This is a genomic window from Bacillus cereus group sp. BfR-BA-01316 (genome assembly GCF_022664195.1).
Lineage (GTDB): Bacteria > Bacillota > Bacilli > Bacillales > Bacillaceae_G > Bacillus_A.
On record NZ_JAKUGX010000006.1, the window covers coordinates 23,828 to 50,779 of the forward strand.

The following is a 26,952-nucleotide window of genomic DNA, read 5'->3' on the forward strand; positions in this document are numbered from 1 at the left end:
TGTAAGTATATTATACAATTCGATTAACGAATAAAACACTACTGAAATAGTGAAAAGGTAAATCGTATGAAGAAAGTTCTTTTGTAATAATCCAAAAAACTGACAATCTATATTTTCAGAAAGTACATAAACGAATTTATCTTTTTGTATTTCCAAATGATTGAATTGTTCGTTATGAAGTGAATTCATACAATTCAATCGATATTACGATATAAAAAATTATGAAGGAAGTGACTTTAGCATGGAAACGCTCGAATTGGCACGAATACAATTTGCATCTACAACGATTTTTCATTACTTTTTCGTTCCGCTATCTATTGGTTTAGCTTTTATCATTGCGTTAATGCAAACGTTGTATGTGGTAAAGGGACAAGAAGTTTATAAGAAAATGACAAAGTTTTGGACACAAATATTCCTTGTTAACTTTGCAGTAGGTGTTGTAACAGGTATTTTACAAGAATTTCAGTTTGGTATGAACTGGTCAACATATTCACGTTTTGTTGGTGATGTTTTCGGACCATCACTGGCAATTGAAGGTTTATTAGCATTTTTCATTGAGTCTACATTCCTAGGTTTATGGGTATTCGGTGAGGATAAACTTCCGAAGCGAGTTCACCTTTTATGTATTTGGCTCCTCTCAATAGGAACAATGTTATCAGCATTTTGGATTTTAACTGCAAGTGCATTTATGCAGTCCCCGGTAGGATATGAAATGGCTGCAGATGGACGTGCGCAGATGAATGATTTCTTGGCGATTATTCAAAATCCACAACTATGGGTGCAATTCCCACATACAATTACAGCGGCACTTGCAACAGGCGCATTCTTTATTGCTGGTGTTAGTGCATGGAAAATTGCAAAACAACAAGAGACTGAGGTGTTTAAGAAGTCTTTCAGAGTTTCTATCGTTGTTGGAACAATTTCAACAGCATTGGTATTATTTTTCGGTCATGCACAAGCACAAAATTTAATTAAGACACATCCGATGAAAATGGCAGCAGCTGAAGCATTATGGAATACGAGTGAGGATCCAGCTCCATTTACAGTATTTGCAAAAATTGATACAGAGAAGAAAGAAAATTCGTTTGAAATTCAAATCCCTTATATGCTGAGTCTATTGTCATACGATAAATTTAGCGGTCAAGTAGAAGGAATGAATCAAATTCAAAAACAATATGAAGAAAAATATGGACCTGGGGATTATATTCCGCCAGTACATACTATGTTCTGGAGTTTTAGAGCGATGGTAATGAGTGGAACATTCATGCTTCTTCTAGGAGCGTACGGCTGGTTCTTATCAAGAAAAGATCGTTTAGCTGAAAAAACTTGGTATTTAAAATTAATGGTATATGCAATTGCACTACCATTTATCGGAAATACAGTAGGTTGGATTATGACTGAAATGGGACGTCAGCCTTGGGTTGTCTTCGGCGTTATGAAAACAGAAGATGCAGTATCTCCAAACGTTACATTTGGAGAAGTATTATTCTCTCTTGTTTCATTCACATCACTATATGTAATTATTGGAGGCATTACTGTTTACTTATTCGTTCGTATCATTAAAGGACATGCGAATAAGAAAACGAAAAAGGATTATCAAAGCCATGATCCATTTGATAAGGAGGAAGAGTATGTTATCTCTTAATGAGTTATGGTTTCTAATTATTTCAACCTTATTCGTTGGATTCTTTGTACTTGAAGGTTTCGATTTTGGTGTAGGAATCGTTTCAAGGTTTTTAGGAAAGAATGATTTGGAAAAACGTATATATTTAAATACAATTGGACCGTTTTGGCATGCAAATGAAGTATGGCTTGTTTGTGCTGGTGGTGCTATGTTTGCGGCATTTCCACACTGGTATGCAACTTTATTTAGTGGGTTCTATATTCCGTTTGTGTTTATGCTTCTTGCTTTAATTATAAGAGGCGTTTCCTTTAAATTCCGTGCGAAAATAGAAAACCATAAGTGGAAAAGTTTCTGGGATTGGGGCATGTTTATTGGAAGCATGCTACCTCCTATACTTTGGGGAGTTGCAATCGCAAACTTTATGACAGGTGTACCAATTGATGAAAGTAAAAATATGGTAGGCGGATTCATGAAATTACTTCACCCATTTGCGTTACTTGGAGGAGTTATGTTTCTTCTTCTATGTATTGTTCATGGTTTGCAATTCCTTACTATACGTACAACAGGGAAATTACGAGAACGCGCACGTATTGCCGCGACAAAGATTGCACCTTTTGCATTAATAACACTTCTTGTTTTTGCAGCTGTAGGGTTATGGAAAACAGATATTTTCACCGCACATGGTTCAGAGTGGCTAATGGTTCCAATTGGAGCTTTTGTAGCGCTATTTGTTTCTACTTTATTAAATAAAAGAAGAAGAGATGGTTGGGCTTTCTTTATGACGAGTTTAACAATCATTTTGCTAAGTGCAAGTGTGTTCATCGGTATGTTCCCGCGTGTCATGATTAGCTCATTAGGAGCGGTAAATGATTTGACAATTTATAATGCGGCATCAGGACCTTATGCATTAAAACTGATGAGCTATTTTTCTCTTGCTATTTTACCGTTTGTTATCGGTAGTCAAATATGGAGTTTCTATGTATTTAGACAACCTGTTAAGTCAGACAAAGATTTGGAGTACTAATGAAAAGAAAAAGAGGACTTCCGTCGTATCCTGGTAGCCGAGTTTTATATGTAACTTTAAGTCTTATTAGCATTTTAGAGGCGTGTAGTATCATTGCACAGACAGTGTTTTTAGCACGAGCAATCACATTTTTATTTCATGGAGAAACAGTGCAGGCTGTGCTAAATGAAACTGTTTATTTTGGGATCACGTTTGCAGCACGCCAAATGTTGGTGCGAGCATCGCAAATATTGGTTGAGCGTTTCGCTGAAAAAACAGGATTGGCATTACGTAAACAGTTAATAGAAGCATATTTTACATTAGGGCCGAGATTTGTCCAAACGAATGGGACTGGCCATCTGGTTACTTTATCGATAGAAGGTATTGAGAAATTTAAAACTTATATTGAATTAACAATTCCTAAAATGATTAGAAGTAGTATCGTACCAGGGCTAATTGTTCTATATGTTTTTACACTGGACATTAAGTCTGGAATTATTTTAGTTGTAACGATTCCAATTGTGATCATATTTATGATCCTTCTCGGATTAGCAGCGCAGAAAATGGCGGATAGCCAATATGAAACATATCGTGTACTTTCTAATCATTTTGTAGATACGTTAAAAGGATTAGAAACATTAAAGTATTTAGGAAAAAGTAAACAGCACGAAGGAAAGATTGAAAAAGTAAGTAAACGATATAGAAAAGCAACGATGCGTACTTTGCGAGTTGCTTTTCTTTCTTCTTTTGCATTAGATTTCTTTACGAGTTTATCAATTGCATTTGTAGCAGTTGGATTAGGGATACGGTTAATAGATGGGACAATTATACTGTTACCAGCTTTTACGATTTTAATTTTAGCGCCGGAATATTTTCTGCCGATTAAGCAAGTTGGAGCAAATTATCATGCTACATTAGATGGACAACTTGCACTGGAGCAAATAGAAGAAATTCTACAGAAACAAAAAGAAATAGAAAAGAAAGATTCAAATGTAGATATAGTATGGAATTCTTCTAGTAGCTTGAAATTACAAGATGTAAAAGTAAATAATGATGAATCTGAAAAGGCTATATTAGAGGGAATTGATTTTACTTGGCAAGGTAACGGTGCTATAGGCATTATTGGTGAAAGTGGGGCAGGGAAATCAACGCTAATCGATGTGTTAGCAGGATTTCTCCCCCTGTCGGATGGGAAGATGTTAGTAAATGGTGTAGAAATTGATGAATCTACTCGAGAAGATTGGCAAAAAAATATTGCTTATATTCCGCAACAACCTTATATTTTTCCACTTTCGTTAAAAGATAATATTTGTTTCTATGAAACGAATACACCTGATGAAGAGGTTGAGAGAGTTATAAATGAAGTGGGCCTTCGTTCGCTCGTTGCATCACTACCACATGGGATGTACGAAAGAATTGGAGAAGGTGGACGTATGCTTAGTGGCGGACAAGAACAACGTGTCGCTATGGCACGTGCACTTTTAAGTAAAAAGCCAATCATTTTATTAGATGAACCTACAGCACATCTTGATATTGAAACTGAATTTGAAATAAAGCAATCGATGTTACGTCTGTTTGAAGGTAAGTTAGTATTTCTTGCAACGCATCGTCTGCATTGGATGAAGCAAATGGATCATATTCTTATTTTAAATAAAGGGGAAATCAAAGAAAGTGGAACATATGAAGAACTTTTAAAGAATGAGACATTACATTTTTATAGGGAAGAGAGGGGAGAGCGATGAGTAACTGGATTAAACCTCATATACAGCAAAATAAAGGTAGAATGACGTTGACTATTTTCCTCGGGCTTCTTGGAGTTAGTTCAGGTGCGATGCTACTTTTCATTTCAGGTTATTTAATTTCTAAATCTGCTCTCAGACCAGAAAATGTAATGGCTGTATATGTTCCTATAGTTGCAACGCGTGCGTTTAGTATAGGGCAAGCTGTCTTTCATTATTTAGAGCGTTTAGTAGGGCATGACGTCGTTCTACGAATTTTAGAAAAAATGAGGACAAAACTATATAGAATTGTAGAACCACAGGCGCTATTTTTACGCTCTCGATTTCAAACTGGTGATGTACTAGGTGTATTGTCTGATGATATAGAACATTTACAGAATCTATATTTACGTACAATATTCCCTAGTATATTAGCGTTAGTTGTATATAGCATTTTCGTACTTGTTATCGGTGCATTTGACTTAGTATTTGCACTTATCTCAGCTTGTATGTTAGCTGTTATTGTTTTTCTTCTTCCATTCGTATCACTACTTTTGATGAAACGACATCATGTTGCTTTGAAGCGAGGAAGAAATCGTTTGTATCAACAATTGACAGATGCTGTATTTGGGTTATCTGATTGGCAGGCGAGTGGTAGAAAAGATGAATTTATTAATGCGTATGTAGGGCAAAATGTCCAGTTGTTAAAGACAGAAAAGAGAGTGAAACGCTGGTACCATATTCGAGACAGTGTCATTCATTTAATAGTGGGTATTGTAGTTATTTCAATGATTTTGTGGACTGGAAATCAATCAGCAAGTGGACAAATTGCACCTACAGTCATCGCGGCCTTCGTATTAATGACGTTATCAGTGACAAATGCGCTTATCCCTATATCAGATGCTATTGATCGAATTCCATCTTATGTAGAATCTGTTCACCGGCTTAATGGCGTAGAAAGTGATAGCGCTTTGGATGATAAGGAGTTACCTGGAGATAAAGAATACGTTGTACCAAAACATGTAGATATTGAACTGAGTAATGTGTCGTATAATTACCCGAATAGTAATGAATCTGTATTAAAAGGCGTATCATTGCAAATAAAGGCAGGAAAGAAAATTGCTATTTTAGGTAGAAGTGGAACAGGAAAATCTACTTTACTAAAACTGTTAACTGGGGCGCTACGTCCGGTGAGTGGCCAAATTATATTGAATGGTGAACAAGCTCATACGAATCTTTTGTCAAAATATATTTCTGTATTAAACCAAAAACCACATTTATTCGATACGACAATTGGAAATAATGTGCGGATCGGTAAACCAGAGGCTAATGATGAAGAGATATGGAAAGCGTTAGAGAAAGCACAGCTAGCACCGCACATTGCTTCTCTTCCTGATGGATTACAAACAAAAATGCATGAAATGGGAAAGAGGTTTTCTGGTGGAGAAAGGCAAAGGGTAGCATTTGCAAGAACTCTTATGCAAGAAGCATCGATCATTGTCCTTGATGAACCGACTATCGGTTTAGACCCTAAAACAGAATTAGCCTTAATAGAAACAATGTTTTCTGCAACAGAAGAAAAGACTGTTATTTGGATTACACATCATCTTGTAGGAATTGAACATGTAGATGAAGTTATTTTCCTTGATAGTGGCCAAATCGCTATGCAAGGTAGTCATGAACAGCTACTGAAAGAAAATGAGAAATATCGTAGGTTATACGAGCTTGATAAAGGTATATAAGAATGAAATGCAAAAAACACAAATTCTTGATAGTTCAAGGTTTGTGTTTTTTTGTATTTGTGGTGAAATCATATAGACTGTATAAGCTAGTTGAGCATGAAATGGTTATATATTGTTAGAAAGGGTGTTTAAAACCTATCCTTTCAAGGCAATACTTGAGTCATAGTGAATGGATTGTTGGAAGGCGTGATTATATGTTTGAAGAGGATGGCATTGTTTTAATTCTGGAGCCTGCTGATGAACGGAATATGAGGAAATTTATTTTTACAGTACCGAAGTCAGTTTATGAAAAAAAAGAGATTTTATTACATTACGGAACACCTTTAGGCCAAGGATATACGGATATTATAGAAGATATTGTTAGTGTACATATAGACATAGATATTGTAACGGTAATAGGGCGTGTGAGAGGATAAGGGAATGATAAGCTCCCCCAAAAAAAACAGATGTACTTAAAAATAAGTATGTCTGTTTTCTTAGGTAAATGAAGATAGTTGCGAGGTGGAAATGTATAAAATTAGTAGGGATAATTTTGGGACGAAAGGATCGAAGAAATAAAAATTCTTATTATGGTAATATGTTCGATATCGTTTGAAATACATGTTGAACAGGAGAATAATGATTTTTCTAGAATGTATATAATGAAGATGAAAAAATAAGGCGTGCTGTGATAAGGTGTATAAGGAGAAAAATAAGTGCTTATAAATGTACAAAAGAACTATTATTAGTAGGAGGTAAAATGAAGTTTATAAAAATAATGTTATTTTCAATTGTAGTTTCAATTGGTTTGATGGGATGCTCGATAGTAGAGGAAGGGAAGAACTCCCTAGATTATGCTCAAAAAGCGACAGACTATGTGAATAAAATAAGTGCATTTGCAAATGAAGCGCCAGGATTAGCTGAGAAGGCTATAAATGATGGAGAAGCTCGAAAAGAATTGGAAACGAAGCTTAGTGAAATTAAACAAGATATACCAGCTTTTAATGAATTAACACCACCGGATGTAGCAAAGGATCTTCACCAACAAATCGTCGGATATAATGAAAAGTTAAATACATTAATTGATACATCTATGAAAAAGATAGAGGAAGGAAAAATGGATGTAGAACAGTTTAAAAACTCTGAGCTTATGCAGACAATAGAACAAGTTCGTGATTTGAAAGATAAGGTTCAAAATCTAGGGCAGTGATGAATAAAGATAAAAAGATCCGTTTATCACAAACGGATCTTTTTATTATTGTATACAATAAACGATTACACCAACAACGATAATAATGTTGCCGATGATTTTTCGTTTCGTTATTTTTTCCCCTAAGAAATACCAGCTGAAAATTAATATAATGATGTAACTTAATGATTCTAATGCAGATGCTTGCTTTAATGCCAAGCCTTTTAATGCGATCACATTTAATCCGGCATTAATTACAAATAAAAAGTAGCCGATGATAACATAAGGATTCACATATTCTTTTATTCTAGAATCGTATTGTTGTAAAGTAGCCTTTTTTAATAATATTTGTGAGTAATTGGCTAAAATTATCCCAAATATCAATAATAACATATAACTATTCATCTTTTGTCACCACCACAATTCCGACGATAATAATAGCTGCGCCAAGTATGTGATTCCACTGTATCGTATCTCCAAATAGGAATACTGACCAAAGCATGGACCATAGTATTATAATCCCACGGTGTGAATATGCTCTAGAAATTTCAAAATTCTTAATGACTTGTTGCCATAGAATTGCATATCCGAATAAAAGTACAACAAGTCCGAAGTAAGCAATAAAAAATGAAATTGATGCAATAGGGAATTGAGATGCCCATTTCATGTAAACCATAATGATAGAATATATCAAGAAGGCCACATGTAAAAATACATAGTTTTTAATAGTTGGTTTCATATATTCACTCTCTTTTACATGTAAATAAATACATTTGAAATGAATTTATTTATTTAATCAATAGTTTCTTATTACATAATGTACATTGAAATTGTCTTTTCAGTACATATCATAGATTTTTGCTTATCATTTCACATTCCAAAATATATAGTAACATGTCTTCTATTGTAAAACAACAGAAGACATTAGGCACTATTTGTTATGAGTGATATCCACTTTCTTCTATTAAAAATGTAATTGTATTTTTCAGCATTACAAGATAGTGGAATAAGTGTCGTTAGTCTCTCCATCGCTCTATAATTTGTACCGTTTTATTTGTTGCATCCATCTCTACTTGAATACCTATTGGCAAAGTAATCATTGGATGAGTATGACAACAATCAAAATCGGCTAGAAAAGGAAGTTTTTGATTTTGTAATACTTCTAATAATATTTCGTAAGGTTTTCGATTTGTACCACAATCATCGAATTGCTCATGTTTTCCAAGGATGATACCTGAAATTTTATCAAAAACGCCGTTAATTTTAAGTAATGAAAAACTTCTTTCGATAGTAGATGCATCTTTTGAGCTATCTTCAATAAAGAGAATGTCACCCTCTTGAATATGTGGCATATAGGGGCTGCCTCAAATACCTTGTATAGTGTTTAAATTCCCACCAATAATACGTCCAGTAGTTTTTCCGCCCATTACTGAAATCCAATTGTTCGATCGAAGTTCTTTTTCCTGCGTTTTTTCTTCCCAATTAATAAATTCATCTGACCAAAATAACGGTTGGCTTAAGTTGTAAGGAAGATGTTGATCAGTTATTAAAGTATCCGCAAAATATTTGTACGTGCAATCTACGAAAGGCTCAAATTCACCAAAAGAAGGAACAAGTGCTGGACCATAAAATGTAGGAATTCCTGTTTTTGCATAAATCCCTAGTAATAATGCTGTTGTGTCTGAATAGCCAATCATTATTTTAGGGTTCTTTTGAAAAGTCTCATAATCAATATAAGGTAATAATGAATTTGAATTCAGTCCCCCAATTGTCGACATGATACAAGAGACGTTAGGATTTCTAATCAAGTTATTTAATTCCTCAGCACGCTCTTTAATGCTCCCGGAACGATAATAATCATATTGACCTGTTAGTGAACCTTCTAATATATGAAATCCTTTCTGTTCTAAGTATAATTTTGCTCGTTTAAACCTTTTTGAAGAAGTGTAGGTTACTGGTGAAGAGGAGGAGTAGATGCCGATTGTATCTCCATATTTCAATCTTTTTGGAAGTATCATTTGTATAATTCCTTTCTATTATATAGTGTTTTTGTGTTTATATGGTATTGAATATTCTTATATTTCGTTATTTTTAGTGTAACACATATGAAAAAGAGAAAGAGGTTGAAATAATAATTGCTGTAAGATGAATAAATATGCTTTTTACCTTGACGATATAAAGTAATTGTTGTTATGGTTAAACATGAGTGTATAAAAGATTTGCTAAAGGAGTTTTGGGATGAATCGGTTAAAATGGGGAATATTAACAATCCTATTAGCAGTAATTCTGGGTATATGTTGGTTCTTTTTCCAAGGAGTTCAAAAGAGTGAAACAAATGTAGATACTCAGCCTTTACAAGTGGCAGAGCTACCTAAAACAGGGCTATCTGAAAAAGTAGTTCCACCAAAATATATACCACCAGAAATTGATGCAAAAGCAGCTATTATTATCAATGCGAGTAATGGAGATGTTATTTATCAAAATAATGAAAATGAAGCTGTTGCCCCTGCTAGTATGTCAAAAATGATGACAGCATATCTCGTTTTAGAGAGTATACATAATGGAAAAGTCCGCTGGGAAGATCCAGTGAAAATAAGTGCGAAATCGGCACAAACAGAGGGTGCAAAAATCCCAATGCAAGTAAATGATACATTAACTGTTAAGGACTTATATCATGCGTTAATGATTGAATCGGCTAATAATTCGGCTGTCGCTTTAGCAGAACATGTAGCTAAGACAGAAAAAAACTTTGTTCAACTTATGAATGAAAAAGCCCAGCAGTTAGAAATGTCAGATAAAGCTAAATTCGCGAATGCTTCCGGATTACAGGAGCCCGACGGAAGTGAAACAAAAATGACAGCAGCTGACGTAGCAAAATTAGCGTATCATCTTATAAAAGACTACCCAGAAATATTAGAAGTGACTCACTTACGTCAAAGTCAGTTAGCATTTAACAATGTTAATGTTACAAGCACAAATGAGATGTTAAATAAAAATAATAAAGCTTTATATATAGAAGGAATAGACGGATTAAAAACAGGATTTACAGATAGCGCAGGGTATTGTTTTACAGGTACTGCAAAACAAGGTGATAATCGCATTATTACAGTTGTTATGGGGACAAAAGGTAAAACAAAACGTTTCACAGAAACACAGAAGCTAATGTCCTATGCTTTTCAATTGGTTAATTAGGTGAAGAAGTAAGTTAATTGCTATAAAAAAAGACAGACAGTTTATTTGAACCTTGATGTTGGTGATAATAAGCTGTTTTTTAATTTTTGAGAGTATGGGGAGTAAAAACTCAAGTGATATCATTTGAGTTTGTTTTTGTTTGTTGATAGTATTAAGTTAAGAACTTATTAATAATAAGTTTAAGAGGCATTATATGCTTCGTACATATGATACTGCCTCAAATGAAAAATTGGAGGGAATTGTAATGGCAAAAGATTTTTACTTAGCGATTGAAGACAGAAGATCTATTTACGAGATTAGTAAAGAGCAAGTAGTTTCTGATGAAAGAATTCAAGAAGTGATTTATCATGCTGTGAAACATACACCTTCGGCTTTTAATTCTCAAAGTGCAAGAGTTGTTGTATTACTAGGTGAACAACACGACAAATTATGGGATGTTACGAAAGAAACGTTACGAAAAATTGTACCTGAAAATAATTTTGCACCTACTGAAGAGAAAATGAATGCATTTAAAAGTGGCTATGGAACAGTTTTATATTTCGAAGATAGTAAAGTAGTAGAAAGTTTGCAAGAGAACTTTGCGTTATACAAAGACAATTTCCCTACATGGTCTCAACAATCTTCAGGAATGTTGCAATTTGCGATTTGGACAGCGCTAGAGATTGAAGGTTTTGGTGCTACATTACAACATTATAATCCGTTGATTGATGAAGAAGTAAGGAAAGAATGGGATGTACCTGGACACTGGAAGTTAACTGCGCAAATGCCATTTGGTAAACCAGTAGTTTCTGCAGGAGATAAAGAATATCAGGCATTAGAAACTCGTGTGAAAATTTACAAATAAAATAAAATAAAAGGTGAACAGAGATATAATCTGTTCACCTTTTTATACATGGTAAAAGTTTGTATGCTGAATTGTTTTCATCTGTTCTTTTAATTCGTTTTTCTTTGTTTCAATGATTGTTACCTTTTTAAATGTTGTAAACGATAATAAGTGAGTAAGAGCGTAGTAAAGTTCGATATTATTATTTATGTGATCGTCTATTATTTTTTCCACAAATGCAACTCCTCTTTTCATGTGATTATACATACTCTATCAATAAAACCCTAATAATTCCATATTTAGTAGGGAAACAAAATGGTCAATTGTGTTTTTTGAATGGGAATGCTCTCGAGTGGGGGGGTTTTTGTGCATGAAATCTTACAAATCATCACTTTGTTTAAAATCATACATAGTATAGAGAATTCATTTTCTTAAAATATTATACTATTGATAAATAAAGTGTTTTTTGTCATGATAAGAGTGTGCCTCATGAAAAAGAACTTTCTAGAAAAACATATTGTGTTTATGTATTAGATTAATGGAATTTCTATATTAGATAAAAAGTGTAAAATTTATATTGAAATAACGTAGGAAGTTTTTAAATTTTGATGTAATACATAAGAAATTTGAAAAAATCGTTGCAAAAACACACAGTTTAATGGTAAAGTTCACATGAAGTTCACACGGAAGTCACTTCAATCGTTTAAAATAAACGACGTGTGAAAAATAAAACTCTTGCTAAAAAATGGAACTGGATGAATATTTTACTTTGATAATATTGTAAAGTACTAAGTTTATAGTTTTTCTCAAGAGGATAGTAGGGAAAGGAAGTAAAGACAACTTATGAAAAAAGTAATCGCAGGTTTAGCAGCAGCATCTGTAGTAGGCGTAGCAGTTCCAGGAATGGATTCTGCTCATGCACAAGTTTCAAATGATGCGCTAAAAGAAATTAATGGACAAACACAAACTCAAACGACTGTAACTGAAACAAAAACAGTAGAAACAACTTCTGAATTAAAATACACGGTAACAGCTGATGTATTAAATGTACGTTCAGGTGCTGGTACAGGACATAACGTTATTTCTAAAGTAAAAGCAGGTCAAGTACTTCAAGTAATTGGACAAGAAAACGGTTGGTTCAAAGTTAGTGTAAATGGTCAAACAGGTTATGTAAGTGGGGACTTCGTAACAACTGGTGGCAATAAAGGAACTACTGTTCAACAAGGAACAGGTACTTACACAGTAAACGTTTCTTCACTAAACGTACGTACAGGCCCAAGTGCATCTCATACTGTTTTAGGTTCTGTAAATAAAGGTAAAACAGTTCAAGTTGTAGGTGAAGTTCAAGATTGGTTTAAAATTAACTTCAATGGTGGAACTGGATACGTAAGTAAAGACTTCGTAACAAAAGGTGGTTCAGCTGTATCTAACGAAACACAGCAACCAACTACAAACAACAACAACAATACTACTACAGTTCAAACTGGTGGTTCATATGTTGTTAATACAGGAGCTTTAAAAGTACGTACAGGTCCAGCTACATATAACCCTGTAATTGGTGGGGTAACAAACGGTACAGTATTAAACGTTACTGGCGCTGAAAATGGTTGGTATAAAATTAACCATAACGGCCGCACAGGTTACGTAAGTGCAGACTTTGTGAAGTTTGTAAAAGGCGGAGTGAACAATGTAGTTACTGGTGGTAACCAAGGTACGAACCAAGTACAAAAACCAACAGCACCAACAGGTGGAGATACATCTTCAATCGCTGGATTCGCTAGATCTTTAAATGGTTCACCATACAAAACTGCTGGTGTAACACCTGCTGGTTTTGACTGCAGTGGATTCATCCACTACGTATTAAATCAAACTGGTCATTCAGGCGCTCGTCAAACAGTTGCTGGATACTGGAGCTCTAAAACAAAAACTAGCAATCCACAACCAGGTGATTTAGTATACTTCCAAAATACTTATAAATCAGGTCCTTCTCACATGGGCGTTTACTTAGGAAATGGACAGTTTATCAGTGCAGAAAATGACGCAACTGGTGTACGCATTAGCTCTGTAAGCAACTCTTACTGGAGTAAGCACCTATTAGGTTACACAAAAGCATACTAAGAAAAAGTATTTTTTATACTTTTTGTATAGAGAAAAGGCTTTCCAGGGAAACTTGGGAAGCCTTTTTTATAGTTAGATAAACTGACAGTATAGTAGTATTTATCTCGCTATTTGCGGGATAATAATCAGCGGGGGATGGACAAAACCCCGCTGATTAAAGTTTCACTTTATGTCAATTTCCCACGCAAAAACTTAGCATATAAATCATGAAAATAGTTTGGACGGAATAAGTTTGCTGCATGACCTGCTAATGGAATTTCTTTATATAAAACGTTCGGAAGAATGGACTTCAAATCAAAGAGACAAGATTTATAGAGATGATCATGTTCTCCCATCACCCATAATATAGGATGGGGAAGTGCTTTTAATTTAGATTTCAAGTCGAATTCTAAGCGATGTCGTAATGACTCAGCAATAATGGACGAGTGTAATTGTAATCCGAAACGGTAATAAATATTTCGTGAAATAACAGCGAACGGATTTGCCCTTAGTATTCCACTTGGAAAAATAGTACTAGCATACTGAGAAAGCCAAGATGAATATTCATCACCACGTTTTTCCCAAAATTTTCGAAAAACATTATATAAACGGGAAGGGTTATTATAATGTCCACCAATATGACAAATGCTTAATACTTTTTCTGGATGCATTTGTGCAAATGTCGTAGAGATATAACAGCCATAGCTTAGAGCACAAATATGAGCCTTTTCAATTCCCTCTTTTTCATACAAGTTCAATAATTGATCTACGAGGCGCTGTATTGAAAAGTCGATAGCTTCTCCTTTATCGTCGCCGTGACCTAATAAGTCATAAGTTATAATGTTGTAGGATGCAGAAAATCGTTTATGCTCTTTTTTGAAGGCGCGGCGATTTCCAACTAATCCATGAATAAAAATGATTGTTTCCTTTTCGGAATGTTTATTTGTTTGCAAAAAGGATACTCCTTTCAATGCTGGAGATTTATATAGTATTTTAAATTAGCTAATTGAAAAAATCAGTTATTATTATTCTATGCGTAGTCTATAATTCACATAGAATAATAAGTACCAGGTAATAATATCAGATATTTACACTTGTTGTAAAGATGAGTTTATATGTATATTTTGTAAAAATAGAAAAAGTGTGTTTACATTCAGTTTACATTTATAGCGTATTCTAGTTTTAGAGATAATAGTTTTGTTTATAACGAGGAGATGAACGACAATGGAAGTTAGGAATATAGAAAAGAAAAAAGGGAATTGGAGGCAGTTTTTACGTCTTATTCGAGATACAAATCCACCGAAAGGCATTCTTATTTTTGCATTACTAATGAGCTTACTTTCTACTGGAGCGAGTTTGTTTATTCCAATGCTGACAAAAGGTTTAGTTGATAATTTTTCACTTTCCTCAATTAGTACGGGACAAATTGTTGGATTAATTGCATTCTTTATTATTCAAACAATTGCTGCGGGATTGTCTATTTATTTACTGAATTATATTGGACAAAAAATTGTGGCTGGACTTAGGGAACGATTGTGGAAAAAGGTACTTATTTTACCAGTGTCTTATTATGATCAAAACAGAACGGGAGATACAATTAGTCGTATGACAAATGATACAGGTGTTGTTAAAACATTAATTTCTGAGCATTTGTCAAACTTATTAACAGGCGGTATCTCAATTATTGGGTCATTAATTGTATTATTTGTTTTAGACTGGAAAATGACAATTTTACTTTTAACGGTTATTCCATTATCGGTACTAATTTTAGTTCCACTTGGACGGAAAATGTATAAGATTTCAAAAGCGCTTCAAGATGAAACAGCTTCGTTTACAAGTGTGTTAACACAAGTGTTATCAGAAATTCGTTTAGTGAAATCTTCAAATACGGAAAAAAGAGAATATGAAACAGGGAATACAGGTATCCAAAAATTATTGCAATTTGGTTTGAAAGAAGGAAAAGTGCAAGCATTAATTTCACCAGTTATGTCGTTTGTTTTAATGGCATTACTTGTTATTATCGTAGGGTATGGTGGAATGCGAGTTTCTAGCGGTGCATTAACAACAGGTGAACTTGTAGCATTTATTTTGTATTTAGTTCAAATTATTATGCCGATGAGCCAGTTATCTATGTTCTTTACTCAGTTCCAAAAAGCAATTGGTGCAACCGAAAGAATTAATACGATTTTAGAATATGAAGTAGAAGATCATGAGACAGGTATGAATGTTACAAATGCGAAGCAGTCGATCGTTATTGAAAATGTACATTTTGAGTATAACGAAGAAGAGAAAGTGTTGAAAAATATCGACTTCACGATTGAATCTGGAAAAGTAACAGCGATTGTAGGACCAAGTGGTAGCGGAAAAACAACTTTATTCTCGCTGTTAGAACGTTTTTATGAGCCAACTAGTGGTTTCATAAAATTAGGGAAAGAACCAATTACAGCATATTCATTACAGTCATGGCGACGTCAAATTGGTTACGTTTCACAAGATAGTCCGTTAATTGATGGAACGATTCGTGATAATATTTGTTACGGTGTTGAGGGTGAAGTGACTGACGAAGAAATTGAAAGAGTAGCAGCGATGGCGTATGTTGATGCGTTTATTCATGATTTACCAAGCGGATATGCAACAGAAGTTGGAGAGCGTGGTGTGAAGCTTTCTGGAGGGCAAAGACAACGAATTGCGATTGCTCGAGCGTTACTACGAAATCCGCAAATCCTTATGTTAGATGAAGCAACTTCAAGTCTCGATAGTAAATCAGAGTCTGTCGTTCAAAAGGCGTTAAATAACTTAATGAAAGGTAGAACAACTTTAGTTATTGCACATAGGCTTTCTACCGTAGTAGATGCAGATAAGATTATCTTTATTGAAAAAGGGAATCTGACAGGTAGTGGATCTCATGACGAATTATTACGTACACATGACATGTATCGTGAATTCGCAATGCAGCAGTTGAAAATTAAAGAAGGTGCCTTATAGAATGAAAACAATCAGTGAGGGAGCACTTCACTGATTGTTGATTTTTGAGAGTTGTAATAAGTATGTTAAGCAGAAAGGATATGATTCCTTGATACCTAAAATATTAATTGTAGATGATGATCCGCACATTAGGGAGCTTGTTACTCTATTTTTGGAACGAGAAGGTTTTCAAACATATGAGGCGGTTGATGGACTTGATGCTCTTCGAAAAATAGAAGAAGTGAAAATCGATATGGCGATTCTTGATATTATGATGCCGAATATGGATGGATTTGATTTATGTTATGAATTAAGAAAATACTATGATATCCCGATTCTTATGCTAACTGCCAAAGGGGAAACGTCTCAAAAAGTAAAAGGATTTCACCTTGGAACAGATGATTATCTTGTAAAACCATTCGACCCTATAGAACTAGTAGTAAGAGTAAAGGCATTACTGAAACGTTACCAAATTACAGTATCGCAATCTATTCAAGTTGGAAATGTACTGTTAAATCGTAAAACATTTGAAGTTACATCCGGAGAACAAACGGTTACGTTACCGCTAAAAGAATTCGAGTTACTCTTTACATTAGGTTCTAAAGCGGGAAGAACTTGTTCAAGAGAGCAATTAATTGAAGATGTATGGGGATATGATTTTGAAGGGAATGAACGCACGCTAGACGTTCATATTAATCGGTTACGTGAAAAATTTCAAGAAGAGAAGTCAAAGTTTAGTATTAAAACGATAAGAGGCTTAGGGTATCGCTTAGAGGTAAGTAAATGAGAAAAAGAGAACGAATGAGTAAGTTGAAGATGCTGAAAGTAATCGGAGCGATAATAGCGCTCTTTTCTTTTCTCACTATAATTTGGTCTATAGCATTTTATGTATCATCAAGTATAATAAATGCTCTTGAAATAAACGTATCGCCTTTTGTTACTTTTCTAATTAGTGACATGGTCGGCTTTGTATTTATTGTTCTTATTTGGACATTGATCGGAATATTAATGAGACCAAAACGAGAGGCGATGATTTGGACTATTATTGAACCGATACAAAAAATTGCAAAAGGAGACTTCTCCGTAAAAATACGAAATGAAGAAAAGTATGATGGAGAAATTGGTGTACTCGTAAAAAGTATAAATGATATGACAGAAGAGCTTAATGCAATGGAGAAAATGAGGCAAGAATTTGTATCGAATGTTTCTCATGAAATACAGTCACCTTTAACTTCTATAAAAGGGTTTGCTAGAGCATTACAAGATAATAATCTTTCTGAGGAAAAAAGAAAACATTATCTTACCATTATTGAAACTGAAACAACGAGATTATCTAAACTGAGTCAAAATTTACTGAAGTTAACCCTTTTAGAGTCTGAAGAGTATACACCAGAAAGAGTGACTTATCGATTAGATCAACAATTAAAGCAAATTGTATTAAATATTGAACCGCTCTGGGCTGAAAAGGAAATTGAATTAGATCTTGATTTAGAGAAAGTGCATGTAACTGCCGACCAAGAAAGTATGAGTCAAGTGTGGATTAATTTAATTCATAATAGTATTAAATTTACTCCAAGCGGTGGTACGATTACAATTCAGTTAAAAGAACATGAGGAATTAGTGGAAGTACGTATTCATGATAATGGAATTGGTATATCAGAGGAACAGAAGCAGCATGTTTTTGAACGTTTTTACAAAGCAGATTCTTCACGGAATCGCGCTCATGGAGGTAGCGGATTGGGATTGGCGATTGTAAAAAAAGTAGTAGATCTTCATCAAGGGGAAATTAAAGTTAAGAGCACGGAAGGAAATGGTGCGGAATTTATTGTACGTATTCCTTATTATAAAGAAAAACAGGATTAGGGAAGTTTCCGCATGCCCATCAACCTAGAGAATCAAAATCCCCCATAACTAAATTTCTATTCATTACTGACTACTGATAATGATGGGTTATGTTAATTAGAATATTTCATATTGTTAAAGAGTATATTTGAAAAATAGGTTTAAGTTGATGATTTTATAAAATAAAAGAAGGCGTTCCATATCTGGAATGCCTTTTCTTGATGTTTTGTTGCTAATGTGGGTTGTTAAGTTATTTATATTCGCTTAATTCTCGTTTCTTCTTGATGAGGAGTAATTGGCGCATTTGAAATATGGTGGAGGAACAAAGAAGGGTACACATTGGATATTCAACTTCGTAAAAAACGAGATCATCAGGCTGCATATGCCTTTATGAAAAGACACCTATTAAAGAAATTTACCTAGTTATTAAAATTTGCCACATCCTTTTCTTACATAACTATTAATTGATATGCCTATTTTAAAAAGGGTACATCTAATATTTTTTATGAATTAGTTTAAATATGGAAAAGAAAGGAATTTTCATGTCTAATATAAAGAAATTGACACTTTTTGGGTTAATTGGTATTACAATGGCTTTTTTTGGAACGGTACGAAGTGTGCCGACTCTTTCAATTACTGGTTGGACCCAAATCTTCTATATGTTGATAGCTGCGTTTGCATTCGCTCTACCTATTGCGTTAATGTCAGCTGAACTTTCTACGGCTTTCCCTGAAGAAGGTGGACCTCAAGTTTGGGTGGAAAATGCATTAGGTGAGAAATGGGGATTTGTCACCTCATGGTTATTATGGGTTCAAATGTTTTTTGGGATGGTAATGGTTGCGTCAACTGTTGGTATTCTATCGGGTTACGTTATTAATAAGCCAGAACTATCTTCAAACAACTACTTTATTTTTGCCATAATCTTAATTTCATACTGGAGTGTGACTTTATTAAACCTTAAGTTTGATATGGTAAAAGTTGCGGGTAACTGGGGCGCTGTTATTGGTGTGTACATTCCGTTTGTCATTCTTGTTGTTCTAGGTGTCATTTATATGATAAAAAACGGGATTCAATCGAATAGTTATTTAGGCGGCTTTAAGCCAAGGGATCTTATTCCTAATTTTAAGGACTTAGGAAGTTTAACTTATTTATCAGGAATTATCTTTATTTTTGCAGGAGTAGAAATTTCGTCTGTACATGCAAATAATATTGATAATCCAAAACGTAACTATCCAATTGCTGTTATCACTTCAGTAATTTTATTAGCAATTTTTAATATCATTGCTGGGTTAACTGTTTCAAATGCGGTATCAAAAGGTAAATTAGAGCTTGCGAATATAACACAGCCATATATGATTTTCACCAAAAATCTAGGGATTCCATCTATCTTTGTTAACATTATTTCTTTAATGATTTTAATTGGGGTTTTAGTTCAGCTAAGTGCATGGGTACTTGGACCAAGTAAATCTATGATTAAAGTGGCAGATGAAGGGAATTTGCCGAAGTTTTTTCAAAAGAGAACAGAGAAAGATATTCCAATCACTTTTGTGATGATTCAAGCAATTGTAATTTCATTAGTATCTATCTTATATATAGTAGTTCCAGATGTAAACAGTGCATTCTTAATAATAACAATTACAACAACAATTTTGTATTGTGTTGTGTACTCTTTAATTGCTATTTCAGCTGTTAGCTTGCGTTATAAGATGCCAGACGTTAATAGACCATTCAGATTAGGGAGTAAAGGGAATGGATTAATATGGACGGTCTCTATTCTTTCAATGATAAGTATTGTTTTTACGATTATTGTAAGTATTATTCCGCCATCTATTTTAAAGCCAAGTCAATATACTGGATATGTTATTTATCAAGTGGTCGTTACATTAGCAATGATTGGTATAGCACTTATCATCAACAAATTTAAAAAACCAGAGTGGAAGAAAGATAATAGCTCACCTGAGGATATAAGGAAATCAAGCTAAAGAACAAATAAATATTTGGTACGTATTCCTTAAGTTTTGTTATCAAATGAGCTGGCTTATTTGATTAACAGTGTTTTATATCCCGTTTTTGATGGCAGATATTAATTTATGTGTGAATTTTTTGTGCAGAAAAAATCAAAAAATAATAACGTATTTTGTATCGAGGTTACTTAGGGAATATTTGTGATAATTTGGAGGAAATGAAAAATGAACTATAAAATACCGGATATTAATTTAAAAGCATTATTCTTAGGTGATAAAGGTGAAAATGCCGATTTATTTAAAGAGCTGTTAATTAAAATCGTAGATGAACATGTAGGTTGGCGTCAAAATTACCAACCACAAGACCTACCAGTTATTACTCCGCAAGATAAAAGCTCGAAAAATTTCGTAGAAACTGCTGACCATATCCGCAGTGTAATGGATGTGTTATCTTCAAAACTTCGTACCAATTCATTACCATGGCATTCGGCAGGGCGGTTTTGGGGACATATGAATTCAGAAACATTAATGCCGGCTATTATTGCATATACAGCTGCAATGTTATGGAATGGGAATAACGTGGCGTATGAATCTTCTCCAGGCACTTCTCAAATGGAAGAAGAAGTAGGGCATGAATTTGCTGCTCTTATGAGTTATAAAAAAGGTGAGAGTTGGGGGCATATTTGTGCGGATGGTTCTATTGCTAATCTAGAAGGCCTTTGGTATGCAAGAAACATGAAATCCCTTCCTTTAGCGATTAAAGAAGTAGCTCCTCAATTTGTAGAAGATAAATCAGAATGGGAATTATTAAATATGTCTACAGAAGAAATTTTAAATATTTTAGAAAGAATACCTGGAAAAATTGATGAAATTAAAGCACATTCTGCGCGTAATGGTCAACATCTACAAGAGCTGGGCAAATGGTTGATTCCACAAACTAAACACTATTCTTGGCTAAAATCAGCGGATATTATTGGTATAGGCCTTGATAATGTGGAAACAATTGATGTTGATCATAACTATCGCATGGACATTGATAAACTTGAAGAAAAAATCCGAGAATTAGCTGCAGAAAAAATACCTATTCTTGGTGTGGTAGCTGTTATTGGTACAACAGAAGAAGGACAAGTAGATCGTATTGATAAGATTGTTGCGTTGCGCGAAAAATTAGCACAAGAGGGTATTTATTTTTACATTCATATAGATGCTGCTTATGGCGGGTATGCTCGAGCGATTTTCTTAGATGAGAACAATGAATTTATTGACTATAACAAAATCGATGAAACATATGTAAAATATGGCATTTTCAATTCGGAAAATGAATGGTTGACAGAAGATATTTACAATTCTTTCAAGGCAATAGACCAGGCTGAAACCGTTACAATTGATCCACATAAAATGGGGTATATACCATACTCTGCGGGTGGGATTGTTGTAAAAGATATTAGAATGCGTGATGTAATTTCTTACTTCGCAACATATGTGTTTGAAAAGGGAGCTGATATTCCTGCATTACTTGGTGCATATATGCTTGAAGGTTCTAAAGCAGGGGCAACTGCAGCCTCAGTTTGGACAGCCCATAAAGTATTACCATTAAACGTGACTGGTTATGGTAAATTACTAGGTGCAAGTATTGAAGGAGCTTACCATTTTTATCATTTTTTACAGGATAAACAATTTAAAGTTGGAGATAAAACTATTCATGTTTATCCATTAACAAAGCCTGATTTTAATATGGTTGACTATGTATTTAATGAAGAAGGAAACACAAGTTTAGCAAAAATGAACAAATTAAATCATGATTTTTTTGGTCAATCTTCTTATGTAAAAGGAAATATATACTACAATGAATTTCTTACTTCTCATACAGACTTTGCTATCCCTGATTATGGAAATAGCCCACTTCCATTTGTGAAAAGTCTTGGATTTAGTAAAGAAGAATGGGATAAGGAAAGAAAAGTAACAGTACTACGAGCTTGTGCATTATCTCCGTACGCTCATGATAAAGATGTATTCGATGAATACGCTAATAAGATTGAAAGCGCAATTCAAGAAAAACTTGAAATAATTTACAATGCGAAAAATAAAAGTAATGATGAATCTGTTTAAGGTGTAGTATACGATAAAAGTTGAAGAAGCACAGCGCAGTAGTTATAGATACAATTGCTGAGAGTAATATTAATGGTACAATCTGGGCGGCAATACGATTAAGAATGGTCCTTATGTATTTTTTAGACATAGGGACCTTTGTTTTCAGACACACTAAAAAAGCGAATTCTTAAAAATGAAAGGGGTTAGAAAAGCATGAACATCATTGACGAATTAGAATGGCGTAATGCTATCAATCAACAAACAGATGCAGAAGGGTTACGTGAGTTAGTAGAAGAGGAAAAAATTTCCCTGTACTGTGGGGTAGATCCAACGGGTGATAGTATGCATATTGGACATTTAATCCCATTTATGATGATGAAACGTTTCCAATTAGAAGGGCATCATCCAGTAATTTTAATTGGAGGAGCTACTGGGACAATTGGTGATCCAAGTGGACGTCAAACAGAACGTCAATTACAGACGTTAGAACAAGTACAGCATAATGTTGAGGCATTGACGACACAAATGAAAAAGTTATTTGATTTTGGTGGTAATAGTAAAGTGAAGATGGTAAATAACTATGACTGGACACATCAGGTAAATATTATTGAATTTTTACGTGATTACGGTAAGAATTTTAGTGTGAATACGATGTTAGCAAAAGACATTGTAGCAAGTCGATTAGGGAGCGGAATTTCTTTTACAGAATTTTCATATCAAATTCTACAAGCTATGGACTTCCATCATTTATACAAATACGAAGGAGTACAACTACAAATTGGTGGTAGTGACCAATGGGGCAATATAACAAGTGGGTTAGATTTAATACGTAAATTAGAAGGGGCAGAGGTAAAAGCATTTGGATTAACAATCCCCTTAATGCTAAAAGCAGACGGCACAAAGTTTGGTAAAACAGCAGGTGGGGCGATTTGGTTAGATTCAGAAAAAACAACACCATTTGAATTCTATCAGTTCTGGGTGAATACAGATGATCGCGATGTAATTAAATACTTAAAATTCTTCACTTTCTTAACGAAAGATAGAATTGATGAATTAGCGGTTAAGGTTCAAACAGAACCTCATAAACGTGAAGCACAAAAAGTATTAGCAGAAGAAATGACGAAATTTGTTCATGGTGAGCATGCGCTTTCGCAAGCATTAAAAATTACAGAAGCGTTATTTAGTGGGGATATTCGATCATTAACTGCAGATGAAATTGAACAAGGATTTAAAGATATGCCAACTTTCCACGCTTCAAACGAAACAAAAAATATTGTTGAGTGGTTAGTTGACCTAGGGATTGAACCTTCTAGACGTCAAGCAAGGGAAGACATTAATAATGGAGCTATTTCTATGAATGGTGAAAAGGTAACGGATGTAAATACAGATGTTACAGTTGGAAACTCATTCGATGGAAGGTTTATCATTATTCGTAAAGGTAAAAAGAATTACAGTTTGGTGAAATTAGGGAAATAGATTCTGTTGATGGTAACAGTTCACTTCCATTCAAGAAGAGCTTTGAATTTAGTGACGAAGAATAGGAACAGCACTATGAGCTTGTGCGTCATCTTCATATGCTCATGATAAGAATATGCTGTGAAGATGGCAAAAGCAATTCAAGAGAAACTCGAAACCAACTATAATGTAGTGAATAATTTAGTAGAAAATCATTTATCTACATAATTTATATTGTTACCGAATCCTAGCTAGGCAGTATACTTACTCCCTCGAAATTTAGCGGTGTTGAATACCCCCCATTTGTTTATATTATTTCGCGGTTTACCGGAAATTCCAAAAGTGAATCTAAAGAATTTAAAAAAGTTGATTAAATCCTATAATATTTTGTAGTTTATAAAACAACGTTGTTTGAGACTATCCTCTTTAAGTAGTAATTCAAAAACTCCTGGTAATGTGGAGAAAAGAATGAGACTTAGAGAGGACTTTTTTATGAAGAGAAGATTAGTTATCGATTTATTACTTTAGTTTTTCTTTAAATATGCATTTACCATTACTATAGTTACCTACAAGTAACCTACGCACATGAAAGTGCATCATTGCCTTTTTACATAAACATAGATACACTTTTAATATAATAAACAACTGAGATGATTAAGGAGTGTTACACTTGGCAGAATTATTACAAGGAAAAAATGCTTTAATTACAGGAGCAGGTAGAGGGATTGGTCGCGCTGTAGCGATCGCATTAGCGAAAGAAGGCGTAAATGTTGGTCTTTTAGCTCGTTCAGAAGAAAACTTAAAAGCAGTAGCGAAAGAAGTAGAAGCAGAAGGCGTAAAAGCTGTTATTGCGACTGCTGACGTATCTTCATATGAAGAGGTAACTACTGCAATTGAAACATTAAAAAACGGTTTAGGATCTATCGATATTTTAATTAATAACGCTGGTATTTCTAAGTTTGGTAAGTTCTTAGAACTAGACGTTGCTGATTGGGAAAAAATCATTCAAGTAAACCTAATGGGTGTATATTATGCAACCCGCGCAGCTTTACCAAGCATGATTGAACAACAATCTGGTGATATTATTAATATTTCATCTACAGCAGGACAAAAAGGTGCACCTGTAACAAGTGCATATAGTGCTTCTAAATTTGGAGTTCTTGGATTAACAGAATCGTTAGCGATGGAAGTTCGTAAACATAATATCCGTGTAACTGCTTTAACACCAAGTACAGTAGCAACTGATATGGCAGTAGATTTAGGATTAACTGATGGAAATCCTGATAAAGTTATGCAAGCAGAAGATATTGCAGAGTTTATCGTAGCACAGTTGAAATTAAATAAACGTACATTTATTAAATCAGCAGGACTTTGGTCTACTAATCCGTAAGGGATAAATATAAAATACAAAGAAGGGACATCTATTCTGTAATGGAGTGGGTGTCTCTTCTTTATTTTTTGTTTATGAAACAGAATTTTCTGTATAATCAAATATGAATGGTAGAAAAGCATTGAGAAATTGAAGGGGATGGTATTTACATGAGTACAATTGAGAAATGGACGGCTGTTGATCAATATATGAGTGATGTATTAATACCGAAAGATTCTACATTAGAAGAAGTTCTTCAAGCAAACGCTGCAGCTAATTTGCCAGCACATGATGTATCGCCGACTCAAGGGAAGTTTTTACAACTATTAGTACAAATTCAAGGAGCTCGTAACATTTTAGAAATTGGCACTCTAGGCGGATATAGCACTATATGGCTTGCAAGAGCATTGCCATCTGGAGGGCGAATTGTTACATTAGAAGCAAGTGAAAAGCATGCTGAAATTGCACGGAGCAATATTGAGCGTGCTAATTTGAATGATAGAATAGAAATACGAGTAGGATTAGCGTTAGATTCTTTACAGGAAATGGAAAAAGAGAAGTATGAACCATTTGATTTTATTTTCATAGATGCTGATAAACAAAATAATCCGGCTTATTTTGATTGGGCAATGAAACTATCACGCCCTGGCACTGTAATTATTGGGGATAACGTAGTACGTGAAGGTGAAGTTATTGACAATACTAGTAGCGATCCTCGTGTACAAGGGATACGTCGTTTCTATGAGATAATAGCTGCTGAGCCACGTGTAAGTGCTACAGCGCTTCAAACTGTCGGAAGTAAGGGATACGATGGATTTGTAATGGCAGTCGTTAAAGAATGATGTAAGGAGATAAGTGGAATGAAAAAGATGTTTGAACAATTATAACGTGTATCGTGTACAACGCAGTTAGCTCGTGGGCCTCCGATATACATAACACTATATGTTATATTAAAAAATTGGAGGTTGTGAGTAGATGAGAACTGAAAAAGAAATGCTAGACTTAATTATAAATACAGCAAAAGAGGATGAAAGAATTCGAGCTGTCATCATGAATGGATCACGTGTGAATCCGAATGTGAAAAAAGATTGTTTTCAAGACTATGATATTATTTATGTTGTAAAAGAAGTACAACCTTTTACATCTAATCATAATTGGATTCATAGATTTGGAGAAATAATGATTGTTCAAATGCCGGAAGAAATGTCATTACTTCCAGCAGAAGAAGACGGGAAATTTCCGTATTTAATGCAGTTCATGGATGGGAATCGGATTGATTTAACGTTAGTTCCAGTTGATTTAATAACTAAGTTCGTTGGACAAGATAGTTTAAGTAAACTACTTCTTGATAAAGATAATTGTATTGAAAAATTACCACCAGCAAGCGATAAAGATTACTTAATAAAAAAGCCTACAGAAAAAGAGTTTTTGGATTGCTGTAATGAATTTTGGTGGTGCAGTACAAATGTAGGGAAAGGGTTATGGAGAGAGGAACTTTCTTATGCGAAAGGAATGATTGAAGGTCCTGTACGAGATATGTTGATCGTAATGCTAGAATGGCATATTGGTATGAAAACAGACTTTACAGTTAATACAGGAAAGTTTGGGAAGCATTTTGAGCGATATGTTGACAAAGGTATGTGGGAGCAATTTAAAAAGATATTTTCTAATGCAGAATATGAGAGTATTTGGGAGTCATTCTTTGTAATGGGTGATTTATTTAGAGAAGTTGCGAACGAAATTGCTAACACTTATGGATATCAATATCCACAAGATGACGATGATAAAGTGACGAGCTATTTAAAACATGTGAAAACTTTGCCGAAAGATAGTACATCGATTTATCCCGCATTAACTAACGGGCAGTAAAACTCCCGCCTCAAAATTCGGCTGGAGCAAA

Annotated in this window: 22 protein-coding genes and 2 pseudogenes; 19 read left to right on the forward strand and 5 right to left on the reverse strand. The window is 34.3% G+C overall.

All coding sequences use genetic code 11. The features are described 5' to 3' along the window. Positions 1-241 precede the first annotated feature (241 nt). The 6 genes from cydA to MR071_RS07035 all read left to right on the forward strand — a co-directional run bounded on the left by cydA (position 242) and on the right by MR071_RS07035 (position 7,276). Positions 242-1,645, forward strand: coding sequence for a cytochrome ubiquinol oxidase subunit I (cydA, locus tag MR071_RS07010; RefSeq protein ID WP_242235524.1), 1,404 nt, complete (start codon positions 242-244; stop codon positions 1,643-1,645). Then, the gene (gene cydB / locus MR071_RS07015; protein WP_002126907.1) at positions 1,632-2,648 is read left to right on the forward strand and encodes a cytochrome d ubiquinol oxidase subunit II; all 1,017 of its coding nucleotides are present in this window, start codon (positions 1,632-1,634) and stop codon (positions 2,646-2,648) included. Before cydA ends, cydB begins: the two co-directional genes overlap by 14 nt. After that, a complete protein-coding gene (gene cydD / locus MR071_RS07020; RefSeq protein ID WP_242235526.1) occupies positions 2,648-4,369 on the forward strand; it encodes a thiol reductant ABC exporter subunit CydD in 1,722 nt (573 codons plus the stop codon). The genes cydB and cydD overlap by 1 nt, the downstream gene beginning before the upstream one ends. After that, a complete protein-coding gene (gene cydC / locus MR071_RS07025; RefSeq protein WP_242235529.1) occupies positions 4,366-6,087 on the forward strand; it encodes a thiol reductant ABC exporter subunit CydC in 1,722 nt (573 codons plus the stop codon). Before cydD ends, cydC begins: the two co-directional genes overlap by 4 nt. A gap of 194 nt (positions 6,088-6,281) precedes the next feature. Then, positions 6,282-6,503, forward strand: coding sequence for a hypothetical protein (locus MR071_RS07030; protein WP_105586942.1), 222 nt, complete (start codon positions 6,282-6,284; stop codon positions 6,501-6,503). Positions 6,504-6,826: 323 nt separating this feature from the next. Continuing rightward, a complete protein-coding gene (locus tag MR071_RS07035) occupies positions 6,827-7,276 on the forward strand; it encodes a DUF6376 family protein (protein WP_242235531.1) in 450 nt (149 codons plus the stop codon). 45 nt (positions 7,277-7,321) lie between these two features. On the opposite strand, the gene MR071_RS07040 is transcribed toward MR071_RS07035, so the two are convergent. The 3 genes and pseudogenes from MR071_RS07040 to MR071_RS07050 all read right to left on the reverse strand — a co-directional run bounded on the left by MR071_RS07040 (position 7,322) and on the right by MR071_RS07050 (position 9,273). Continuing rightward, on the reverse strand, positions 7,322-7,660 hold the full coding sequence (locus MR071_RS07040) for an EamA family transporter (protein ID WP_002148709.1): 339 nt from the start codon (positions 7,658-7,660) through the stop codon (positions 7,322-7,324). Beyond that, positions 7,653-7,994: an EamA family transporter gene (locus tag MR071_RS07045; protein WP_002086172.1), complete on the reverse strand. Its 342-nt coding sequence runs from the start codon at positions 7,992-7,994 to the stop codon at positions 7,653-7,655. The genes MR071_RS07040 and MR071_RS07045 overlap by 8 nt, the downstream gene beginning before the upstream one ends. A 277-nt stretch (positions 7,995-8,271) precedes the next feature. Further along, positions 8,272-9,273 (reverse strand): annotated as a pseudogene (locus tag MR071_RS07050) (S66 family peptidase). 220 nt (positions 9,274-9,493) lie between these two features. Between MR071_RS07050 and MR071_RS07055 the strand changes: the two are divergent. Next, positions 9,494-10,447, forward strand: a complete 954-nt coding sequence (locus tag MR071_RS07055; protein ID WP_242235533.1) for a D-alanyl-D-alanine carboxypeptidase family protein — start codon at positions 9,494-9,496, stop codon at positions 10,445-10,447. A 244-nt stretch (positions 10,448-10,691) separates the two neighbouring features. Then, the gene (locus tag MR071_RS07060) at positions 10,692-11,291 is read left to right on the forward strand and encodes a nitroreductase family protein (RefSeq protein WP_242235656.1); all 600 of its coding nucleotides are present in this window, start codon (positions 10,692-10,694) and stop codon (positions 11,289-11,291) included. Between the two features lie 42 nt (positions 11,292-11,333). On the opposite strand, the gene MR071_RS07065 is transcribed toward MR071_RS07060, so the two are convergent. Continuing rightward, entirely contained in the window at positions 11,334-11,504 is a 171-nt protein-coding gene (locus MR071_RS07065; RefSeq protein WP_181149528.1) for a hypothetical protein, read from the reverse strand. Between the two features lie 609 nt (positions 11,505-12,113). Here MR071_RS07065 and entFM point away from each other — a divergent pair. Beyond that, positions 12,114-13,388 (forward strand): enterotoxin EntFM, encoded by a 1,275-nt coding sequence (entFM, locus tag MR071_RS07070; protein ID WP_242235535.1) that lies wholly within the window; start codon positions 12,114-12,116, stop codon positions 13,386-13,388. 167 nt (positions 13,389-13,555) lie between these two features. Here entFM and MR071_RS07075 read toward each other — a convergent pair whose 3' ends face one another. Further along, a complete protein-coding gene (locus MR071_RS07075; protein ID WP_105586937.1) occupies positions 13,556-14,320 on the reverse strand; it encodes an alpha/beta fold hydrolase in 765 nt (254 codons plus the stop codon). 271 nt (positions 14,321-14,591) lie between these two features. Here MR071_RS07075 and MR071_RS07080 point away from each other — a divergent pair, with 271 nt between their 5' ends. The 10 genes and pseudogenes from MR071_RS07080 (at position 14,592) to MR071_RS07125 (ending at position 26,921) form a co-directional block, all read left to right on the forward strand. Further along, positions 14,592-16,352 (forward strand): ABC transporter ATP-binding protein, encoded by a 1,761-nt coding sequence (locus MR071_RS07080; RefSeq protein WP_105586936.1) that lies wholly within the window; start codon positions 14,592-14,594, stop codon positions 16,350-16,352. Between the two features lie 88 nt (positions 16,353-16,440). Further along, positions 16,441-17,118 (forward strand): envelope stress response regulator transcription factor HitR, encoded by a 678-nt coding sequence (gene hitR, locus MR071_RS07085; RefSeq protein WP_105586972.1) that lies wholly within the window; start codon positions 16,441-16,443, stop codon positions 17,116-17,118. Continuing rightward, positions 17,115-18,194 carry an envelope stress sensor histidine kinase HitS gene (gene hitS / locus MR071_RS07090; protein WP_105586935.1) on the forward strand — a complete coding sequence of 360 codons (1,080 nt, stop codon included), beginning with the start codon at positions 17,115-17,117 and terminating at the stop codon, positions 18,192-18,194. Before hitR ends, hitS begins: the two co-directional genes overlap by 4 nt. Positions 18,195-18,500: 306 nt before the next feature. After that, positions 18,501-18,590, forward strand: a pseudogene (locus MR071_RS07095) (IS6 family transposase); the annotation flags it as partial. A gap of 125 nt (positions 18,591-18,715) precedes the next feature. Then, entirely contained in the window at positions 18,716-20,155 is a 1,440-nt protein-coding gene (gene tyrP, locus MR071_RS07100) for a tyrosine-tyramine antiporter (RefSeq protein WP_242235537.1), read from the forward strand. 207 nt (positions 20,156-20,362) lie between these two features. Continuing rightward, entirely contained in the window at positions 20,363-22,246 is a 1,884-nt protein-coding gene (tdc, locus tag MR071_RS07105; RefSeq protein WP_105586934.1) for a tyrosine decarboxylase, read from the forward strand. 195 nt (positions 22,247-22,441) lie between these two features. Then, a complete protein-coding gene (gene tyrS, locus MR071_RS07110; protein ID WP_105586933.1) occupies positions 22,442-23,704 on the forward strand; it encodes a tyrosine--tRNA ligase in 1,263 nt (420 codons plus the stop codon). Positions 23,705-24,353: 649 nt separating this feature from the next. Next, on the forward strand, positions 24,354-25,073 hold the full coding sequence (locus MR071_RS07115; protein WP_000818985.1) for a 3-ketoacyl-ACP reductase: 720 nt from the start codon (positions 24,354-24,356) through the stop codon (positions 25,071-25,073). Between the two features lie 149 nt (positions 25,074-25,222). Then, positions 25,223-25,894 carry an O-methyltransferase gene (locus tag MR071_RS07120; RefSeq protein ID WP_242235539.1) on the forward strand — a complete coding sequence of 224 codons (672 nt, stop codon included), beginning with the start codon at positions 25,223-25,225 and terminating at the stop codon, positions 25,892-25,894. Positions 25,895-26,027: 133 nt separating this feature from the next. Further along, positions 26,028-26,921 (forward strand): aminoglycoside 6-adenylyltransferase, encoded by an 894-nt coding sequence (locus tag MR071_RS07125; RefSeq protein WP_242235541.1) that lies wholly within the window; start codon positions 26,028-26,030, stop codon positions 26,919-26,921. Positions 26,922-26,952: the final 31 nt, after the last annotated feature.

Bases quoted from the DNA above. Each gene is read 5' to 3' on its own strand.
- tyrS (WP_105586933.1), top strand. From the start codon at position 22,442: ATGAACATCATTGACGAATTAGAATGGCGTAATGCTATCAATCAACAA.
- MR071_RS07060 (WP_242235656.1), top strand. From the start codon at position 10,692: ATGGCAAAAGATTTTTACTTAGCGATTGAAGACAGAAGATCTATTTAC.
- cydB (WP_002126907.1), top strand. From the start codon at position 1,632: ATGTTATCTCTTAATGAGTTATGGTTTCTAATTATTTCAACCTTATTC.
- hitS (WP_105586935.1), top strand. From the start codon at position 17,115: ATGAGAAAAAGAGAACGAATGAGTAAGTTGAAGATGCTGAAAGTAATC.
- MR071_RS07080 (WP_105586936.1), top strand. From the start codon at position 14,592: ATGGAAGTTAGGAATATAGAAAAGAAAAAAGGGAATTGGAGGCAGTTT.
- MR071_RS07120 (WP_242235539.1), top strand. From the start codon at position 25,223: ATGAGTACAATTGAGAAATGGACGGCTGTTGATCAATATATGAGTGAT.
- entFM (WP_242235535.1), top strand. From the start codon at position 12,114: ATGAAAAAAGTAATCGCAGGTTTAGCAGCAGCATCTGTAGTAGGCGTA.
- cydA (WP_242235524.1), top strand. From the start codon at position 242: ATGGAAACGCTCGAATTGGCACGAATACAATTTGCATCTACAACGATT.
- tyrP (WP_242235537.1), top strand. From the start codon at position 18,716: ATGTCTAATATAAAGAAATTGACACTTTTTGGGTTAATTGGTATTACA.
- MR071_RS07040 (WP_002148709.1), bottom strand. From the start codon at position 7,660: ATGAATAGTTATATGTTATTATTGATATTTGGGATAATTTTAGCCAAT.
- MR071_RS07055 (WP_242235533.1), top strand. From the start codon at position 9,494: ATGAATCGGTTAAAATGGGGAATATTAACAATCCTATTAGCAGTAATT.
- MR071_RS07030 (WP_105586942.1), top strand. From the start codon at position 6,282: ATGTTTGAAGAGGATGGCATTGTTTTAATTCTGGAGCCTGCTGATGAA.
- MR071_RS07035 (WP_242235531.1), top strand. From the start codon at position 6,827: ATGAAGTTTATAAAAATAATGTTATTTTCAATTGTAGTTTCAATTGGT.
- cydC (WP_242235529.1), top strand. From the start codon at position 4,366: ATGAGTAACTGGATTAAACCTCATATACAGCAAAATAAAGGTAGAATG.
- cydD (WP_242235526.1), top strand. From the start codon at position 2,648: ATGAAAAGAAAAAGAGGACTTCCGTCGTATCCTGGTAGCCGAGTTTTA.
- tdc (WP_105586934.1), top strand. From the start codon at position 20,363: ATGAACTATAAAATACCGGATATTAATTTAAAAGCATTATTCTTAGGT.
- MR071_RS07045 (WP_002086172.1), bottom strand. From the start codon at position 7,994: ATGAAACCAACTATTAAAAACTATGTATTTTTACATGTGGCCTTCTTG.
- MR071_RS07125 (WP_242235541.1), top strand. From the start codon at position 26,028: ATGAGAACTGAAAAAGAAATGCTAGACTTAATTATAAATACAGCAAAA.